This is a genomic window from Pseudogulbenkiania sp. NH8B (assembly GCF_000283535.1).
GTDB classification, from domain to species: Bacteria; Pseudomonadota; Gammaproteobacteria; order Burkholderiales; family Chromobacteriaceae; genus Pseudogulbenkiania; species Pseudogulbenkiania ferrooxidans.
The window spans coordinates 1-18,348 of record NC_016002.1; the positions used below are offsets into that span (position 1 = coordinate 1).

15 protein-coding genes are annotated in these 18,348 nt (G+C 57.0%); 7 read left to right on the forward strand and 8 right to left on the reverse strand.

What is annotated here, in order from left to right; all coding sequences use genetic code 11:
- The first annotated feature begins 245 nt into the window (after nt 1–245).
- The 3 genes from dnaA (at nt 246) to gyrB (ending at nt 5,265) form a co-directional block, all read left to right on the forward strand.
- The gene (dnaA, locus tag NH8B_RS00005; RefSeq protein WP_014085475.1) at nt 246–1,646 is read left to right on the forward strand and encodes a chromosomal replication initiator protein DnaA; all 1,401 of its coding nucleotides are present in this window, start codon (nt 246–248) and stop codon (nt 1,644–1,646) included.
- Between the two features lie 23 nt (nt 1,647–1,669).
- A complete protein-coding gene (gene dnaN / locus NH8B_RS00010; RefSeq protein WP_014085476.1) occupies nt 1,670–2,776 on the forward strand; it encodes a DNA polymerase III subunit beta in 1,107 nt (368 codons plus the stop codon).
- A gap of 98 nt (nt 2,777–2,874) precedes the next feature.
- The gene (gyrB, locus tag NH8B_RS00015; RefSeq protein WP_014085477.1) at nt 2,875–5,265 is read left to right on the forward strand and encodes a DNA topoisomerase (ATP-hydrolyzing) subunit B; all 2,391 of its coding nucleotides are present in this window, start codon (nt 2,875–2,877) and stop codon (nt 5,263–5,265) included.
- A gap of 267 nt (nt 5,266–5,532) precedes the next feature.
- Here gyrB and NH8B_RS00020 read toward each other — a convergent pair whose 3' ends face one another.
- From NH8B_RS00020 to NH8B_RS00040, 8 genes are all read right to left on the reverse strand, one after another.
- Complete coding sequence (locus NH8B_RS00020; protein ID WP_198408185.1) at nt 5,533–7,524, reverse strand: AAA family ATPase; 1,992 nt, start codon at nt 7,522–7,524, stop codon at nt 5,533–5,535.
- Between the two features lie 327 nt (nt 7,525–7,851).
- Nucleotides 7,852–8,787, reverse strand: a complete 936-nt coding sequence (locus tag NH8B_RS20655; protein WP_014085480.1) for a hypothetical protein — start codon at nt 8,785–8,787, stop codon at nt 7,852–7,854.
- Nucleotides 8,788–8,832: 45 nt separating this feature from the next.
- Entirely contained in the window at nt 8,833–9,909 is a 1,077-nt protein-coding gene (locus NH8B_RS20660; protein ID WP_014085481.1) for a hypothetical protein, read from the reverse strand.
- A gap of 18 nt (nt 9,910–9,927) precedes the next feature.
- On the reverse strand, nt 9,928–11,178 hold the full coding sequence (locus tag NH8B_RS00025) for a type II restriction endonuclease (protein ID WP_014085482.1): 1,251 nt from the start codon (nt 11,176–11,178) through the stop codon (nt 9,928–9,930).
- Nucleotides 11,124–11,645: a very short patch repair endonuclease gene (locus tag NH8B_RS20300; protein ID WP_083844225.1), complete on the reverse strand. Its 522-nt coding sequence runs from the start codon at nt 11,643–11,645 to the stop codon at nt 11,124–11,126. The genes NH8B_RS00025 and NH8B_RS20300 overlap by 55 nt, the downstream gene beginning before the upstream one ends.
- Nucleotides 11,645–11,938, reverse strand: coding sequence for a hypothetical protein (locus NH8B_RS00030; RefSeq protein ID WP_014085484.1), 294 nt, complete (start codon nt 11,936–11,938; stop codon nt 11,645–11,647). Before NH8B_RS00030 ends, NH8B_RS20300 begins: the two co-directional genes overlap by 1 nt.
- The gene (dcm, locus tag NH8B_RS00035; protein ID WP_014085485.1) at nt 11,925–13,232 is read right to left on the reverse strand and encodes a DNA (cytosine-5-)-methyltransferase; all 1,308 of its coding nucleotides are present in this window, start codon (nt 13,230–13,232) and stop codon (nt 11,925–11,927) included. The genes NH8B_RS00030 and dcm overlap by 14 nt, the downstream gene beginning before the upstream one ends.
- A 199-nt stretch (nt 13,233–13,431) precedes the next feature.
- A complete protein-coding gene (locus tag NH8B_RS00040) occupies nt 13,432–13,965 on the reverse strand; it encodes a hypothetical protein (protein ID WP_014085486.1) in 534 nt (177 codons plus the stop codon).
- Between the two features lie 200 nt (nt 13,966–14,165).
- Here NH8B_RS00040 and NH8B_RS00045 point away from each other — a divergent pair, with 200 nt between their 5' ends.
- The 4 genes from NH8B_RS00045 (at nt 14,166) to NH8B_RS00060 (ending at nt 18,302) form a co-directional block, all read left to right on the forward strand.
- Nucleotides 14,166–14,573, forward strand: a complete 408-nt coding sequence (locus tag NH8B_RS00045) for a helix-turn-helix domain-containing protein (RefSeq protein WP_083844226.1) — start codon at nt 14,166–14,168, stop codon at nt 14,571–14,573.
- Nucleotides 14,574–14,706: 133 nt separating this feature from the next.
- On the forward strand, nt 14,707–15,348 hold the full coding sequence (locus NH8B_RS00050; protein WP_014085488.1) for a LysE family translocator: 642 nt from the start codon (nt 14,707–14,709) through the stop codon (nt 15,346–15,348).
- Between the two features lie 284 nt (nt 15,349–15,632).
- Nucleotides 15,633–17,300, forward strand: coding sequence for an ABC-F family ATP-binding cassette domain-containing protein (locus tag NH8B_RS00055; RefSeq protein WP_014085489.1), 1,668 nt, complete (start codon nt 15,633–15,635; stop codon nt 17,298–17,300).
- A gap of 213 nt (nt 17,301–17,513) precedes the next feature.
- Nucleotides 17,514–18,302, forward strand: a complete 789-nt coding sequence (locus NH8B_RS00060) for an alpha/beta fold hydrolase (protein WP_014085490.1) — start codon at nt 17,514–17,516, stop codon at nt 18,300–18,302.
- Nucleotides 18,303–18,348: the final 46 nt, after the last annotated feature.

Genomic DNA, 18,348 nt, shown 5'->3' on the forward strand with positions numbered 1-18,348 from the left:
TGTGGATAACTTTCCGGAAAACTATTAGAATGTCAAAACTTAGCGCCCCCCACCCGCTGCGTAAGAATTGAACAGAAACCTTCCCCCTGCGGGCAAGGTTAGCCGCTCCGGCTGGGAGGATGCGCCTCTGCGCCATGCCGAACACTGACCGCCGCGCCGCCCACGAGGCCCTGGCACGGCGGTATCTCCCGCCTTCGCGACAACGGACAACGGCGGGATTTTTTGCTTTTTATTGCGTGTACTTAATGACCGAACTGGATCAATTCTGGCCTGCGTGCCTCGCTCGCCTCGAGGGCGAACTGTCTTCACAGCAGTTCAACACCTGGATCAAGCCGCTGGCCGCCGAACTCACTGAGGACGGCGTGCAGCTGTTGGCGCCCAACCGCTTCATCATGCAGTTCATCAAAGACCGTTTCCTCGGTCGCATCGAGGAACTGGCGGTGGAGCTGATGGGCGAGGTGCCGGTCGAACTGCGCCTGGGCAGCCCCAATGCCGCCCCGGCGATGGTGCCGGCCAAGCCGGCCGCGCCGAGCGGCAAGAGCGCACCGGCCGGCGGCGCGGCCCCGGCCGTGGCCACCCCGGCCAAGCAGGCGGCGGTCAAGGCCATCGGCGGCGGGCACGAAAGCACCCGGCTCAACCCGGCGTTCACCTTCGACACCCTGGTGACCGGTAAGGGCAACCAGCTGGCGCGCGCCGCGGCGATGCAGATCGCCGAGAACCCGGGCGACCAGGCCTACAACCCGCTGTTCGTGTACGGCGGCGTCGGCCTCGGTAAGACCCACTTGATCCAGGCCATCGGCAACCACGTCTACCAGAAGAACCCGCAGGCCAAGATCCGCTACATCCACGCCGAGCGCTACGTGGCCGACATCATGCGCGCCTACCAGCACAAGGCTTTCGACGAGTTCAAGCGCTACTACCACTCGCTCGACCTGCTACTGATCGACGACATCCAGTTCTTCGCGGGCAAGAACCGCACCATGGAAGAATTCTTCTATGCCTTCAACGCCCTCTTGGAAAGCGGCAAGCAGGTCATCATGACCTGCGACACCTACCCCAAGCAGATCGAAGGCATGGACGAGCGCCTGATCTCGCGCTTCAGCTGGGGGCTGACGGTGGAAATCCAGCCGCCGGAGCTGGAAATGCGCGTGGCCATTCTGATGAAGAAGGCCGAGGCCGACAGCATCAAGCTCGACCACACCGTGGCCTTCTTCATCGCCCAGAACGTGCGCTCCAACGTGCGCGAGCTGGAAGGTGCCTTGAAGCGCGTGGTGGCCTACGCCCGCTTCACCAACCAGAGCATCTCGCTTGAGCTGGTCAAGGAAGCGCTGAAAGACATCCTCGCCGCCGGCAACCGCCAGGTGACGGTGGACGCCATCCAGAAGACCGTGGCCGAGTACTACAAGATCAAGCTGGGCGACATGCACAGCAAGAAGCGCAGCCGCGACATCGCCCGGCCGCGCCAGATCGCCATGGCGCTGGCCAAGGAGCTGACCCAGCTCTCGCTGCCCAACATCGGCGACGCTTTCGGCGGACGTGACCACACCACGGTGCTGCACGCCTGCAAGACCATAGCGGAGATGCGCGGCAGTGACGCCGACATCGGCCACGATTACGATACCCTGCTGCAAATGCTGCGCAACTAAAAAAACTTTCGGGAGCCCGGAACATGCTGATTCTGCAAGCTGAACGCGATGCCCTGCTGAAACCGCTGCTGGCGGTGACGGGGATTGTCGAGCGTCGCCACACGCTGCCTATCCTGTCCAACGTGCTGATCGAGAAAAAGGACGGCGCGGTGGGCTTTCTGGCCACCGACCTGGAAATCCAGATCACCACGGCCAGCGCCGAAACGCTGCCGGGCGAATCGTTCCGCCTGACTACCTCGGCCAAGAAGCTGCAGGACATCCTGCGCGCCATTCCCGGCAACTCCACCGTGTCGCTGGAGCAGCAGGACAACCGCCTGACGCTGAAAGCCGGCAAGAGCCGCTTCAACCTGCAGACGCTGCCGGCCGAAGACTTCCCGCTGCTGTCGGTCAACGGCACGCCGGAAGCCACCTTCAGCCTGCCGCAAAAAGAGCTCAAGCGCCTGATCTCGCAGGTGCAGTACAGCATGGCAGTGCAGGACATCCGCTACTACCTGAACGGCCTGCTGATGCAGACCGACGACAACCAGGTGCGCCTGGTGGCCACCGACGGCCACCGCCTGGCCTTCGCCGCCGCCGAAATCGACACCTCGCTGCCCAAGGCCGAGGTGATCCTGCCGCGCAAGACCATCATCGAGCTCTACAAGCTGCTGCAGGATAGCGACGAGCCCATCACCATCGAAGTGCTGGCCAACCAGGTGCGCTTCACCTTCGGCTCTACCGTCATCATCAGCAAGGTGGTGGACGGCAAGTTCCCCGACTACAACCGCGTCATCCCGCTCGACAACGACAAGCTGTTCCTGATCGACCGGCTCACCTTCCTGCACGCGCTGCAGCGCGCCGCCATTCTCGCCAACGAGAAATTCCGCGGCGTGCGGCTGGTGCTCAAGCCGGGCAGCCTGTCCATCCTGTGTACCAACAGCGAACAGGAAGAAGCCGAAGAAGAGCTGGAAATCGACTACGGCGGCGGCGAGCTGGAGATCGGCTTCAACATCAACTACCTGCTGGACGTGCTCACCAACCTGCCGGCCGAAACGCTGCAGCTGGCCTTTGGCGACGCCAACCGCAGCACGCTGGTGACCATTCCGGACTACGGCCAGTTCAAGTACATCGTGATGCCGATGCGCATCTAACGCGGTTTCGGCCGGCCTCGGACATCGCCAGGTTGGCCGAAGACGAAGGCGGGGGCCTCCCCCGCCGGTGACACCTGCCACACGACAGAGAAGGTTTTATGAGCGAACAGGAATACGGCGCAGACAGCATCAAGGTTCTCAAGGGTCTGGATGCCGTACGCAAGCGCCCGGGCATGTACATTGGCGATACATCGGATGGCACCGGCCTGCACCACATGGTGTTCGAGGTGCTGGACAACGCCATCGACGAAGCGCTGGCGGGTCACGCCGACACCATCAAGGTCACCATCAACCCGGACAACTCCATCTCGGTGGAAGACAACGGCCGAGGCATCCCGACCGACATCCACCCGGAAGAAGGCCGCTCCGCCGCCGAAGTGATCATGACCGTGCTGCACGCCGGCGGTAAGTTCGACAGCAACAGCTACAAGATTTCCGGCGGCCTGCACGGCGTCGGCGTCTCCGTGGTCAACGCCCTGTCCGACTGGCTGCGCCTGAAAATCTGGCGTGACGGCAAGGTGCACGAAATGGAATTCCGCCGCGGCGAAGCGGTGGCTCCGCTCACCGTCACCGGCCACAGCACCTATCGCGGCACCGAAGTCACCTTCCACGCCAGCGAAGAAACCTTCGGCAAGATCGAATTCCACTTCGACATCCTCGCCAAGCGCATCCGCGAACTGTCGTTCCTGAACCAGGGCGTGGCCATCACCCTGATCGACAAGCGCACCGGCAAGGAAGAAAGCTTCGCCTTCTCCGGCGGCGTGGCCGGCTTCGTCGAGTACATGAACCGCAACAAGACCGCCCTGCACCCCAAGGTGTTCCACGCCATCGGCGAGAAGGAAGGCATGACGGTCGAAGTGGCGATGCAGTGGAACGACTCCTACCAGGAATCGGTGCAGTGCTTCACCAACAACATCCCGCAGCGTGACGGCGGCAGCCACCTCACCGCGCTGCGCCAGGTGATGACCCGTACCCTCAACGGCTATATCGAACAATCCGATACCGCCAAGAAGGCCAAGGTCGACACCTCCGGCGACGACATGCGCGAAGGCCTCACCTGCGTGCTCTCCGTCAAGCTGCCCGATCCGAAATTCTCCAGCCAGACCAAGGACAAGCTGGTCTCCAGCGAGATCGGCCCGGTGGTCAACGAAGTGATCAGCGACGCGCTGAAATCCTTCCTGCTGGAAAACCCCAACGACGCCAAGATCATCGTCGGCAAGATCGTCGACGCCGCCCGCGCCCGCGAAGCCGCGCGCAAGGCGCGCGAGATCACCCGCCGCAAGGGCATCATGGACGGCCTGGGCCTGCCCGGCAAACTGGCCGACTGCCAGGAAAAAGACCCGGCCATGTCCGAACTCTACCTGGTGGAGGGTGACTCTGCCGGCGGCTCCGCCAAGCAAGGCCGCGACCGCAAGTTCCAGGCCATCCTGCCGCTCAAGGGCAAGATTCTCAACGTCGAGCGCGCCCGCTTCGACAAGATGCTGGCCAGCCAGGAAGTCGCCACCCTGATCACCGCGCTCGGCTGCGGCATCGGCAAGGACGAATACAACCCGGACAAGCTGCGCTACCACCGCATCATCATCATGACCGATGCCGACGTCGACGGCGCGCACATCCGCACCCTGCTGCTCACCTTCTTCTACCGCCAGACACCCGAGCTGGTGGAGCGCGGCCACATCTACATCGCCCAGCCGCCGCTGTACAAGGCCAAGCACGGCAAGCAAGAACGCTACCTCAAGGACGACTACGAGCTCGACCAGTACCTGCTGCAGCTGGCACTCGATAAGGCCGAACTGGTGCCGGCCGAAGGCGAAGCCGCCCTCTCCGGCGACACGTTGGCCGAAGTGGCGCGCCAGTTCCTGCTCGCCCGTGCCGTGATCGAACGCGAAAGCCGCGTGGTCGACCCGCTGGTGCTGCAAGCCATGCTGCGCGTTGGCCGCCTGTCGCTCGACACCGAGCACGCCGCCCGCGACGCCGTCGCCGTGCTCAGCGCCGCGCTGCCGCCCGAATTCATCCGCCTCGACCTGCTGCACGACGAGAAGAACGACGGCTGGATGATCAAGATCACCCGCAAGCTGCACGGCAACGTGATGGTGACCGTGCTCGACCAGGACTTCCTCGACTCCGGCGACTACGCCGAACTCGCCAAGACCGGCGACCTGCTCAAGGGCCTGCTGCGCGAAGGCGCCACCGTCAAACGCGGCGAAACCGTCAAGCCGGTGGCCGAATTTGGCGAAGCGCTCGACTGGCTGCTGGCCGAAGTGCGCAAGGGCATGAACATCCAGCGTTACAAAGGCCTGGGTGAGATGAACCCGGGACAGCTGTGGGAAACCACCATGGACCCGACCGTGCGCCGCCTGCTCAAGGTGAAGATCGAAGATGTGATGGGCGCCGACGACGTGTTCACCACGCTGATGGGCGACAACGTAGAGCCGCGTCGTGCCTTCATTGAGGGCAATGCGCTGATTGCGCGGAATATTGATGTGTAAGATGTAGGATCCCACGAATATCTAGATATTTCCCACTTTTCTAGATTTTTGGGATTCTGCTCTTTGCTCTCAGCTTGGCAAATGGCCTCCAGGATTGGAGGCCATTTTCATTTCATGGTAGACAACGGGAGATGAAGCCAGAGTGCCAGCAGGACCGGTGTTCGGCCAGAGCGGACGTTGGTCATGAATCAGCTGAAGGACCGTTCTTGGACAGGGACAGGAGAGTCCAAGTCTAGGTATTGTGTATCACAGGGCTGTCGAAACTCTTCACCGAGTAGGGGATGCAGCGGGGGGGGCCAGCCAGTTCCTGATCTCGGTGATCCATCCGGGAACAGCCATTTCCGTGGTGCGTCCGGCAACGTATTTCTCGGCGAAGATGAACTTGTTGTTTCCTTCGTCAAAGAATCGCTCGATTGCCTCGCGTTCGCTGTCTCGCAAGTCGAGGGCGAAGAACGAGGGCTCTTCAGTCGCCTCCCCGTAACCATTTAGGAACGCGAGCGTGTGATTGCCGGGAACGAACGTCCGCAGCGTTTCGTAGAAGTGCTTCCCGTTGAGGACATCCTCGATTTCAGTCTTCGGCGACACCGGATTCGAGTTGATATTCACGAGCGAGACCGATTTCGTTGCTCTAGCGGTTACCATCCGCCTGCAATGGAGATTGTCGAAGTTCCTGACATCGTACTGGACCAGCTCCGCATCCGTGTCGGACAGGAGATAAATCTTTCCAGTTACCTCGTCCTTGAATTCCTCGTAGGAAACCGAAAGGTGCTGGTAGAGACGCTTGACCTCCTTCGCTCCTCCTACGGGAATGATGCGAAGGCGCTTCTCGGTGATCAAATCCTTGAGGTAGCTGGACAGATACACCTTTTCGGAGCTGCCTTCGCAGATGAGCCAGTTGTAGGGGTCTTCGCCGATGGAACTCGTGATGATTGACTGGACGAAATCGTTAATGCTCTTGAGCCTGACATCGTAGGGTAGCGTTCCCCGGCTACCTCTAGTCAACTGCCTGACCTGCTCCCGGTGATTGGCGAGATTGATGAGGTCAACGACGTGCTCTTCCCCCGTCTTGGTGATGACTGCCGCGCTTCCAGATTCGATGGTCGGGAAGAATCCGTACCAATGGGTGGCGAATAGCAACTGACGGCAGGAACGGCTGATTTCGTAGAGTGCAGCGAACTGGTCGAAGCATGCCGACATGTGAAGGGAAGACTCGGGTTCATCCACCGCCAGAATGAGATTGTCCCCGCTCGCACGATGGTTCTTGATAAGGCTGTGGGCAACGTCGATGATTGCCTTCTGCTTCTCCCCGGAACTTAGGGAATTGATTTCCAGCCATGCATCGCCCTGCTTCCTGTGCAGCATCCGGATGTTGAAGAACGCTTGGACGATGAGGTTGTAGACATCCTGCTTCTTGAGGTTCTGCTGACGGTTGGTACGTGTCCGGTAGGAATAGTCGACAAGCTCTTCGGAGAGGGTGTCCAGAAAGCTGTTCAGTTGCCCATTGATGTCCCGAATCACATCAGCCGAAACCAACCCTTCGATGATCTGGTTCAGGCTTTCTCCCATCAGGGACTGGATTTCCTTCGTTTCCAGCTTGGTGAAGGAATCGGAATCGATTTCCTTAGGAATGTAGATGTAGTCGGTCGACGCCTTGATTTTGTCCAGCAGCGGCTTGAACTCCTTCAACTGGAACTCGGTCAGCGCAGTTGTTCCGGCCTCCGTTTCCGCCCCCAGATGAAGCTCCACCAGCTTCCTGCAGTTGAACATGGAAAGAGAAACCTCATGTCCTCTGTCGATCCCGATGGGAATGAGATAGTACTCATCCATCGGAAAGGCCAACGCTAGCGAGTTACGGTGGGCAACGAACTTCCTGATTTGAGTTTTATGGGAAACCGAGCCGACATCGGCATCCGTGATCTCCATTGCCAGCCTGCTTAGGGTCTCCGCCATTTCTGCAGTGCTTCCGGACAAGTCGCTCTTTTTAATGAGGAATAGTGGAACCACATGAGGATTGGTCTCGCTAAGCCCGCTCCGCTTAGTGACGATGTTCAGATTGAGAGCTTTTTCGTTGAACAGGGCATCGAGGGCCTCAAGGACAGAACTCTTCCCTACTCCGTTGTTTCCGACAAGACCGCAGAACCTGTCGTCGCTTGCGAGAGGAATATAGTTATAACCACGATAGGTCTTGATGTACCTGAGGAAGATTCCGACGATCATGTTTAGGATATTCGCTTCTGTCCAAGAGAAGCTGATAATCATACATCATGACGTTGCACATGTCTGAGCAGCAGCCTGTAGCTGACTCTTGGGGTTATAAGATGTAGGTCCGTTTTGGCCGACCTGCCGCCCTAAGCCGCTACCTTGGGCGACCGCTCCACTCACCGTGCGCTCTTCCCTCATCCTCGAGGCGAAAGCAGCCGTAAATCTGGTCCGGGTGTGGTAACCCCAGACACTATGCGGTCTTGCTTTCGTTGTAGTCCTTCCCCAACAGCCAACGCTGATTAAACGTGAAATAGGCTTAGAAACCAATATTCGTTGAGACATTCGTCTTGGTTGATAATTTTTGATTTTGTGTAACCATTATTTTTATCGGTTTATAATGCTTCCATGTCTTGTAAAATAAATCATGTCTTCAACAAACTCGGATTCAAGTTTCCGACATACCCGGCCCGTGCCGGGGATATTTATGTTACGAGAAGCCTGTGCTAGGCCAGCATATGTTGCTGTTGGCATGTAAATGGCCTTTGCATGCGCTGAGTTCACAATTGATGTAACTCGCTCCTCATTGAATTCTGTTGGGTCATTAAAGAAGCCAACCCCAACCTTGGGCTCATGCATGTCAGCAAGCCCACGTAATAAGCGCTCTCTGGCTGCATAACTCTTAGCCTCAACGTACAGAGTTCTGTCTCCTGTTCGGCCAGTTGGCCTATAGTAAATTTGGATATCTCCTTCACTTCGTGTGCCTGTTTCGCTAAAAATTCTAGGTTGAGTATCGGTTAAACCGGAATTTCGTAGTGCTCTCACCAGTAAAGACTGATTTAGTGTTCCAGCGATAGAGACAAGACTATTTCCACTTTTTGTTAAATATTCCTCATAGGGAAGCACAAGATGGGTTATTAATTCGTTAAAATGAATGCTTATCTCGCCAGTTGCTTGATTTATATGGTTGTTAAGGGCTTTTGTACAGAAGTCATTTGCGAATGCATTGGCTAATCCTTCGACAAACGTCTTTGCGAGCTGGTTGGCTCGAACCAATGTTTCTCCTACAACAGCGGAGCCGAGTTGACGCTCTATCTCATCGAGGATTGCCTTGGTATCAGGAAAAACACCTGCGATGCGTCCACACAATGAAGGGTGCAAAGCCATTGCTTCTTTGACCTTTTTACGGACTGTAGCCTCTTTGATCGTAGGAAACAGGTTGGTTATCGCCTCAAGGTCAACAAGATTACGGCTAGGTGCCGCGCTAACAAAATCAAGAATGGCAGTCGTGTAGTCAGGGCGGGATTTATTTGATCGAGCCATCTTTATATTCAGAGTAAATTTAAAAAGATGAGATAATGGGGTGCTTTATTGTTGGCTTTTCGTGTTTAAGACTTTCTCTGAAAACAATTTTTTTTCAATGGTTAGCTGAAATCTGTCGTCATCGTCGTAACTTCCAGACTCTTCGCCATGCGTTGTGCTTATCCCACTAAAATGGTTTGTTGTTAAATTGATGGAATATATTTTAATTTGGTGTTCAGTGCATTCAAAGCTGCTGCTAAATATTTGGCCGGGCCTTCTGGCGATATGTTCCCATATTATATGGTGATAGTTGATCCCTGTTTTTTCGCAAAACTCAACATTTCTTACATGGGATATATCTAGGCCAAAGCAAAGAGACTTTTTATATGACAGGGAGTCGTAGATAAATTTTTGTTCTTCAGGGTCTTTGTAAATGAATTGCATTATTTGTTTTTGTTCTAATTCTTTCATGCCCTTTGCTGGATCTTTTCTTTTGAACTCAATTATAGATATGCTGCCATCCTCATTTTCCATGAGGGAGTCAATGTCCACTTTTTTTCCTAAAAAATTCATGAAAATTCGAGTGGCAAGTATTTTTTGCAAGTCAGGAGTGGCTATATTGTGGAGCCATGTATCAATTCCGGGTTGATTGCTTTTTGCTGTTTTTAATTTTGTTAATGAAGTGTTTGTATGGGTATTAATATTTTGGCAGAATAGTTTAAGTTCTTCTGTTTCTTCAAATAGTGTGATTTTCTTATTTAACAGGCCGATTTCTCGGGTGGAAAATTTTATAGATGGTATGTTGTTCTTGTTTGTTGGTGAGGTTATTTTTGCATGAGTTAACAATATGCGGTCTTCCGGATTGTGTCTCACTGCGTGTTGTATGAATTTTTTGTCAGCAGGTGATAGTTTTTTCTCTTCGATGAGTAGTTTGTGCCATATTCGTTCATTATTTTTATGCTTGTATTCGTAAGACCATCCCGTCGAGAGCCCGCTTTTAATTCCAAGCCCCAGTTTTGAGGCGAGTACTTTTTCGAAAAAATATTCAGTGAGCAAAGTGGGTAGGCGTTTGGTGAAATTTACTTTGTTACGGGCATGTTCTACGCGGTGTATCCAGTCAATTATGTATTCTGTTTCGGTCATTCTGATTTTCCACTAGATTCAGTTTTGCGTTTTCTTGGTTAGTTGAATGAACTCCTGCAGATCAAGGAGCCAGTGCTTTTGCTTTTCCGAATACGTTGCGTGAACTGTAGCTGGAATGACAAGCTTGAGATTGTGAGAGGCCATTTCATCGGTCTGGGCTTCACTGATAGCAGCTTCCAGTGTGACAAGGTGTTTTGACGGAATTCGGGCGGCTTCACTCAGCACTTGGCGCCAGCGATCCTTGCAGGTGGTCTTGGCGCCCAACATGATGAGATTGTCGGTAGGGAAGTCTGGATTGTTGTAGTCGGTAAAAGATGGGAACAGGAAGTCCGGCTTGGCGTTGTTTTCCGTAACGTGCCCTTTTCCTCTGCCTTGTTGGAATTTCAGTTTGTGCAGTCTGAAGAGGTGGTCAAGATGGCCTTCGAAGGCATGGCCAACACGTGATTTGCGCCGGTTCTGGACACTGAGAGAGAAGCTGATGAACTCATCCACATCGTCCCCGTGGTCCCCAAAACCGGCTCGGAGCCGGTCCTGAACCAAGTGGCGTTCATAGATGCGGAAGAGCTTTTCTTCATGGTCCATCCAGCTTATCAGTGTGTCATCAGGCTGGGCGATCGGGTCCATGTCTTTGGCAATGGACTCTCGTGCAAATCGGGAAAAATCTGCGGTCCCCGGGAATGCCATTCCACCAAATGTATCCACGAGCCGGCTAAGCCATTGGTCGTCAGCAAGGGCCGGCTTGTTCAGTTCTATACCCAGATCTTCCAGCATCAGCCGTAGTGGAAGCAGCAAACTGACGGTATCCAGCGTACCGGCGCGGAAACGCTCGTCAATCATCCCCAGACCGAAGAGGGTACGAAGCTGGTTTTCGATGGAGCTGCCTGCCGGTGCGAAGACCATCAGCAGGGTTCCGTCCTTCAGTTTGGCAACGAGGAAAAAGTCACCGGGAGAAAGTTGCTCGGTGACAGGGCTGTCGTAGTAGTAAAGACGGTATTCGGGGCCGCGGTGGGCGACCTTGCGGCGGCTGTCATACCAAGTGACATCGCTGTGACAGATGAGCGGTGCTTCAGATTCATCGCTCATGTAGATCTGACGGGCCCGGAAACGGAATTCTTCCGTTTTACCCGGTGTCCCTAGCCATTGTTTGAAGCCTGCGGCGGGCAGGCCACCGATTTCGTGCTGGTGGGAACGGCCGGGATCGGCGTCCACGGCGCTCAGGTATTTGGCGGCAACACCTTCGAAGTAGTCACTGATTCTGTCGTTGAACATGGCAGGGGCTTCAATCCGGATTCGTCTAACTGGGTAGTAGACGAACCTTTTAGCAGCCAGTCCGTGACGTAGTCAATCAACATATCCAGATCGCTTGACTTATTCGATCTTGTTGCGCACTCCCACACTACTAGTACCCGCCAACCTTGGCTGATGAGTTCGGTAAGCTGTCTTTCGTCACGAGATTTGTTCAGGCCAATTTTCTGAAGCCAGAATTCGGTACGAGTCTGTGGCACCTTGAAGTAGCGGCAATCATGGCCATGCCAGAAGCAGCCATGGACGAAGATCACGGCCTTGTATTTCGGGAAAACCAGATCGGGCTTGCCGGGGAGGTCTTTGACATGCAGCCGGTAGCGGAATCCTGCTGCATGAAGGGCTTTGCGGAGAACAAGCTCGGGCTTGGTGTTCTTGCCCCGGATGCCGGACATCATCCGGCTCCGGGTTGCCTTGTCTACTATGTCCGTCACTATGCCAGATGCTGCCAGGACTCGGGATCAATGCCTGACCGGCGCATGAAGAAAGGGTAGGCCGCCTCGATGACCTGGTCCCCGAATTGGGTGAAAAGGCGTGTCAGGATGCTCTCTGCCTTACTTGCTTCTGCATCACTGAACAAAGGCTGGCCAGTTCCTGCTTGCACTATGTGTTCTGCCCTGTCTTCCGAATGGAACAGCAAATCCAGCTTGTCCATTTCAGCGAACCAGGACTGCATTGCTTGCTCGTCTTGTCCGGTCAGATCTGGAATACGGTTAACGTACTGCATAGACAGCCTCGCTTTCCTTGTGATCAATTGCTGTGGTTTCGGTATTCCACATATCCGGAATGACCGGCTGGAAGCTCTGTTCCAGGATAAACGGTCTCATTGCATTTGCAACGGCCTTGAACACCGGCATCACGACAGAGTTGCCGAACTGCTTGTATGCCCGGGTATCGGAGACCGGAATCACAAACGTATCGTCCAGTCCCATCAGCCTTGCGCACTCGCGGGGGGTGAGGCGGCGTGGATTCTTGCCGGGGCCCTGTTCGATCAGGATTTCAGATCCGTCCTTGTAGTAACGGGCGGACAGTGTCCGTGCCACGCTCTCTTGGCCAACCAGTCCAAAGCCGAAACCGTTGCCTTTGGCACGGTGCTTCTCGGCGTAGTTTTGGAGGTATTGCCACAGTTTCGGGGTCAGGGTGTATTTGGAGTTGACCTGTCGGTTGTCGTGGTCGAAGTAGCGGTTGCCATCCTGTACCAAGTACGGTTCGCTGCCATCCGTCCGGTGCAGGATGTCTTTCATGGTCTTGGTGCCTTTCGGCGGCAGGAAAACGTCGTCCCAGTTGAATGGAGTAGCGTCGCGGAAACCGACGATCACGATCCGTTCGCGGTGCTGCGGTACAAAGTGCTGGGCATCGAGGATGCGGTAATGGATGTGGTAGCCAAGGTCTTCGGTCAGTGTGCGACGGATGACGTCGAAAGTGCGTCCCTTGTCGTGCGACATCAGGTTTTTCACGTTTTCCAGCAGGAAGGCACGCGGGCGTTTGGTCTGCAGGATGCGTGCCACGTCAAAGAACAGCGTGCCCTGCGTTTCATCGGCAAAGCCGTGGGCGCGGCCCAGTGCATTCTTTTTGGAGACCCCCGCAATCGAGAAGGGCTGGCAGGGAAAGCCTGCCAACAGCACATCGTGGTTCGGAATGTCCGTAGCTGAGACCTGGGTGATATCGCCGTTCAACTCATGACCGTCGCGGAAATTCGCCGCATAGGTTTTCTGTGCGTAGCTGTCCCACTCGCTGGTAAACACGCATTCGCCACCAATGTGTTCGAAGGCTTTGCGGATACCACCGATGCCCGCAAACAGGTCGATAAAGCGGAATTCTCCAGAGTGTGTTTGTGGCCCGAACGGCTGGAGTAGATGTTTCAGACTATCTACCACATACGGCTTAGGTTCTGTTTCGCCAGCTACCCAGCGGCGGATGGTGCTCTGGTCGGTGCCGAGTCGTTGGGCCAACTCCGTCTTGCTGTAGTACTTGAGGGCTTCGTTCAGATACTGCTGGATGAGGTCTGTGTGAGATTTCATGTTCTTCTCTGGGAATTTTCCGTGCATTATGGCAGGAAATTTCCCTTTTGCCTGGCCCTTGATAACACTTGGCATGAAATTGAGTTTTCTATGGTGTGGTACACCCACAAAGGTTGAGTAAAACCATAGGTCGTACCTCGATTGCATGGCGAAGCAAGCGCAACAAGACGAGGACAAGGCAATCAATGTGGCTGTCCTTTCAGCGGTCCCCAAACTCATACCATGCCGGGCTCCATGGCAGGCTCCAGCGGCCCCCATGACTGATAACCCAGCTGGCGAAGCTCTTGGTGTCATACCAGATCAGGTCGCGGTGCTGGGCGATGTAGAGCTGCTTGGCGTAGAGGTTCGGCAGGGGACGTTCATACTGGTCGAACTGTAGCTGACTGGTGTGGGACGAGTGCTGCAGCACGGTCTGGTAGTGGTCGGTCCACGGCCAGACGATGTCGGGGAGGCCGTCCTTCAGGCGGAGCCCGAACAGCTGCAGTGGCACGGTCAGGTTGATCAGACCGGCCAGTGGTCTGGCGATGGCCTGGGCATCGAGAAATTTTTCGAACGGCAGGGCCAGCGATTCGGGTTGCTGGCTGATGGTGGCTTGTCCGATCACGATGGAGAAGGGGAGGCCGTTTTGATTGCCATCGATATAGCACGCTATGTGGCGGCATTGGGTGAACAGTTCGGTAACGGTTAGGGTGGAGCCGGGCCAACTGGCTTGGTGCATGGGGCTCAATACCATGGCGTGCTTCCTTTCCTTCTCTCTGTTAAAGCTCTGACCATCGAGGGCAGTTCATCCGGGGTGCTGCAAGTTCTGCTAGATGATCGTTTCAGTGGCCTTCCTGCTTATGGCAAATGGTTTGCCATAAGCATAAATTCATTTTTACGCAATTAGACGTAAATAGTCAATAATGACTTTATACGCCCTACGTGAAGGTGGCGATGGCGATGACCATTGGAAGCACTATGGTCAAAGCAACAAGTAAAGCTGGAACACCAAAAGGATCGCTGTCAGTCATCGTTGGGCGGAACATGCAAAAACGACGACAGGCACTCGGTCTTACTCAGAGCCAGCTGGCTGAGATGCTTGGTGTCGAGATGGAAACCGTTTCGCGGTATGAGCGGGGTATTGTTGCCCCTTCTTTCCCTCAACTCGAGAAGGTCTGCGACGTATTGCAAATCCAGGCTTGGACGCTGTTTTCGGATGGAACGGAGGTGCCCAATGCCGAGGGTGGGGTTGGCGAGCTGTTGCAGGCGCTGCATAGCCGCGATCGGGAATTCGTGGTGTCCTTCGTCAAAAGCTATGTGGAGCACCACGGGGCGAAGAAGCGCAGTGGGGGTGTTTCCTAGCAAGTGGCCGCCAAGTCAGCCAAAGCACATTGTCTGATGCCGGGTGGTAGATGCGTGCCTTGCCAAAGAGGTACCGCCGCGCCCGCCTAAGCGATATCCTCTTGGTCTTGAATCCTGTCTAGGAACTCCAAAAGTGCATTTCTCAAACTGGTTGGTCTTCTGCGGCGTTGCCTTGCTTATTACCTTTACTCCCGGCCCAGGAGTGCTGCTGGCAATCTCGAATTCGGTTGCAGTCGGACCACGCCGTGCCATGCTTGGCTCCTTGGGCAATGCCGTGGGCCTGTTCATGGTGTCCGCCATTGCCATGGCGGGGATGGGTGTGATCCTGGCGACATCGGCGGCTGCCTTCACCGTACTGAAGCTGGGCGGTGCGGCTTACCTTGTTTACCTCGGCATCAAGCAGTGGCGTAGCAAGGCAAGTGCTTTCTCCAATACGAGTGCATCGGCCACATCGGTAGGCTCGAACACCGATTGGCGTCTTTTCGGGCACGGCGTCACCGTGGCACTGACCAACCCGAAGGGTATCTTGTTCTTCTCCGCGCTGTTCCCTCAGTTCTTGACGCAAGACGCGCCGGTCCTGACGCAGTTCTTCGTACTGACGTCCACGTTTGCCGTCTGCGCGGTGTTCTCACACGCTTTCTATGTCCTGCTTGGGCGCGTTCTGAAGAACCAATTTGGCAGTGCCCAGCGTGTCCGCCTGTTCAATCGCGTGTCCGGCGGTCTCTTTGTCGTATTGGGTTTGAGCCTGCTGCGCCTGCGCCACAAGGCCGCGTGAGTCACAGGGCCGCGCCCACAAATCATCCAGCGCGTTGGCCGCAACGCGCGCTCGCGCCGTTCCTGTCATAAGCGCCTGTTTTTTATAGCGAGGCCGACGTAGTAGCAGGGGGCGTGTTACCATCTTCGCCGCGCCGTTTTTATTGCTTTGCAGCATGCGGCGCACCGCTGCTGCTGCAGCTCCATTGCCATGATGCGGCCAACGTTGGCCGCCCTTTCTGTCGTCTTCCCGCCTTGTCGCCGGTCGCGGCGTAACCTGTTTTCAGCCGCCGCACGGCGCTTCCCATGATCATTCTGAAAAACGTGGCCTTGCGCCGCGGCACCAAAGTCCTGCTCGACAACGCGTCGGTGACGCTCAATCCCGGCGAGAAAGTCGGCCTGGTCGGCCGCAACGGCGCCGGCAAATCCTCGCTGTTTGCGGTGCTGAACGGCTCGCTGCACGAAGACGGTGGCGATGTGTCGATCCCGTCGCAGTGGCGCATGTCGCAGGTGGCGCAGGACATGCCGGAAACGGCGCAGACGGCGACCGAGTTCGTGGTCGAGGGCGATACCACGCTGCTCGCCGCGCAGCGGGAGGTGGCCGAGGCCGAGGCTGGCGAAGACTACATGCGCATGGCGCATGCCTACACCGCGCTCAACGATGCCGGCGCCCACGACGCGCCGGCACGGGCGCAGGCGCTGATTCTCGGGTTGGGGTTCAGCGTCGCCGAGCTGCAGCAGCCGGTGAACAGCTTTTCCGGCGGCTGGCGCATGCGGCTGCAACTGGCGCGCGCGCTGATGTGTCCGTCCGACCTGCTGCTGCTGGACGAGCCGACCAACCACCTGGATCTGGACGCGCTGGTATGGCTGGAAGCGTGGTTGAAGCAGTACGCCGGCACTATGGTGGTGATCAGCCATGACCGCGAATTCCTCGATGCCGTCACCAATGTGACGCTGCACGTCGACAACGCCAAGCTGGTGCGCTACGGCGGCAATTACAGCAAGTTCGAGGACATGCGTGCCGAACAGCTGGTCCTGCAGCAGGCGGCGCAGGCCAAGCAGCAGGAAAAGATGGCGCACCTGCAGAAGTTCATCGACCGCTTCAAGGCCAAGGCCAGCAAGGCGAAGCAGGCGCAGAGCCGGGTCAAGGCGCTGGAGCGGATGGAGAAGATCGCGCCGGTGCTGGCCGATGCCGAGTTCCAGTTCGAATTCAAGGAGCCGCAGAGCCTGCCCAACTCGATGCTGTCGATGAGCGGCGCGGTGTTCGGCTATCCGGCGCCGGAGGGTGCGCCGGAAGACACACCGCCGACGGTGATCGTGCGCAACGTCAACCGCACCGTGCTGGCCGGGCAGCGTATCGGCATTCTCGGTGCCAACGGCCAAGGCAAATCGACGTTGGTGAAAACCGTGGCCGAGGCGCTGCAGGCGGTCGGCGGCGAGATCATTCGCGGCAAGGGGCTCAATATCGGCTACTTCTCGCAGCAGGAGCTGGACGTGCTGCGGCCGGAGGACGATCCGCTGCAGCACATGTTCCGTCTGGTGCGCGACACCCCGGCGGCGATGCGGCCGCCGGCCAATGATTGTCGCGAGCAGGGGCTGCGCAATTTTCTCGGCACCTTCAACTTCAGCGGCGACATGGTGAAGCAGGCGGTCGGCAGCATGAGCGGCGGCGAGAAGGCGCGGCTGGTGCTGTGCATGATCGTGTGGCAGCGGCCGAACCTGCTGCTGCTGGATGAACCGACCAACCATCTGGATCTCGCCACCCGCGAGGCGCTGAGCGTGGCGCTGAACGAGTTCGAAGGCTCGGTGATGCTGGTCAGCCACGACCGGGCGTTGCTGCGCGCGGTGTGCGACGAATTCTGGATGGTGTCGCGCGGTGGGGTCAGCGATTTCGCGGGTGATCTGGACGATTACCAGGTCTACCTGCTGGAAGAGGCCAAGCGCCGGCGCGAAGAGGCGGCCGGCAAGCGTTAAGCCGGCCCGTCTGTGCGTTACCACCTTTCGGCCAACCTTGAATAAGGTTGGCCGAAAGGTTTTGGGTGGCGACGGAGAAAAGGGGACCGATTTATTTCTGGTATACGGGCAGCAGCCTGACGGATAGCTGAGGGCCGCTGCCGGCGGCGATGTGCCTTCCCCCGTCGCCGTATCGTGGCATGATGTCTTTTTCCCCTTCTTTACGAAAACAACATGAAGCGCTTTGCCAAACTGTTTGCTGTGGCGGCGCTGGGCGTCACTCTGCACGCCCAGGCCGATACGCCCAAGGCCGGGGTGGTGGTGATGCACGGCAAGGGCGGCTCTCCCTCTAAATATGTGTCTGACCTGGCCGCCTCGCTGGAGCGCGACGGGTTTCTGGTGGCCAATCTGGACATGCCCTGGTCTGGCCGGCGCGAGTACGACGTGGACGTCACCACTGCCGAAAACGAGGTGGAAGCGGCCTTGACGGCGTTGCGGCAGCAGGGTGCCGGCAAGGTGTTCGTGGCGGGGCATAGCCAGGGTGGGGTGTTTGCGCTGTATTTCGGCGGCCGGCACCACGTCGACGGCGTGGTGGCCATCGCGCCGGGTGGCAACGTGGGCAATGCCACCTTCCGTGAGGCGGTGGGGCCGTCCGTGGAGCAGGCGCGCCAGCTGGTGGCGCAGGGCAAGGGGCAGGAGAAGGCCCGGTTCCGCGATTACGAGGGGGGCCGGGGGACTTATGCCGTGGCCTCCACGCCGGCGGCCTATCTGACCTGGTTCGAGCCGGAAGGGGCGATGAACCAGACGCTGGCGATGCGCGGCATCAAGGCGGATACCCCCGTGCTGTACATTGCGCCCAGCAACGATTACCCGGCCCTGGTACGGGTGAAGCACGAGATGTTCGGGCTGCTGGCCAAGCACCCGCTGACCCGGATGGTCGAGCCCGCTTCCAACCATCTGAACGCGCCCTCGGCCTCGGTGCAGGAGATCGAGCGCTGGATTGCCACGGTTTCCAAACAGTAAACGCCCCCGACGCTGGCGGCCGGCAGGGCCGGTCACCGTTGGGGGG

Bases quoted from the DNA above. Each gene is read 5' to 3' on its own strand.
- dnaA (WP_014085475.1), top strand. From the start codon at position 246: ATGACCGAACTGGATCAATTCTGGCCTGCGTGCCTCGCTCGCCTCGAG.
- dnaN (WP_014085476.1), top strand. From the start codon at position 1,670: ATGCTGATTCTGCAAGCTGAACGCGATGCCCTGCTGAAACCGCTGCTG.
- gyrB (WP_014085477.1), top strand. From the start codon at position 2,875: ATGAGCGAACAGGAATACGGCGCAGACAGCATCAAGGTTCTCAAGGGT.
- NH8B_RS00020 (WP_198408185.1), bottom strand. From the start codon at position 7,524: ATGATTATCAGCTTCTCTTGGACAGAAGCGAATATCCTAAACATGATC.
- NH8B_RS20655 (WP_014085480.1), bottom strand. From the start codon at position 8,787: ATGGCTCGATCAAATAAATCCCGCCCTGACTACACGACTGCCATTCTT.
- NH8B_RS20660 (WP_014085481.1), bottom strand. From the start codon at position 9,909: ATGACCGAAACAGAATACATAATTGACTGGATACACCGCGTAGAACAT.
- NH8B_RS00025 (WP_014085482.1), bottom strand. From the start codon at position 11,178: ATGTTCAACGACAGAATCAGTGACTACTTCGAAGGTGTTGCCGCCAAA.
- NH8B_RS00030 (WP_014085484.1), bottom strand. From the start codon at position 11,938: ATGCAGTACGTTAACCGTATTCCAGATCTGACCGGACAAGACGAGCAA.
- dcm (WP_014085485.1), bottom strand. From the start codon at position 13,232: ATGAAATCTCACACAGACCTCATCCAGCAGTATCTGAACGAAGCCCTC.
- NH8B_RS00040 (WP_014085486.1), bottom strand. From the start codon at position 13,965: ATGGTATTGAGCCCCATGCACCAAGCCAGTTGGCCCGGCTCCACCCTA.
- NH8B_RS00045 (WP_083844226.1), top strand. From the start codon at position 14,166: ATGGCGATGACCATTGGAAGCACTATGGTCAAAGCAACAAGTAAAGCT.
- NH8B_RS00055 (WP_014085489.1), top strand. From the start codon at position 15,633: ATGATCATTCTGAAAAACGTGGCCTTGCGCCGCGGCACCAAAGTCCTG.
- NH8B_RS00060 (WP_014085490.1), top strand. From the start codon at position 17,514: ATGAAGCGCTTTGCCAAACTGTTTGCTGTGGCGGCGCTGGGCGTCACT.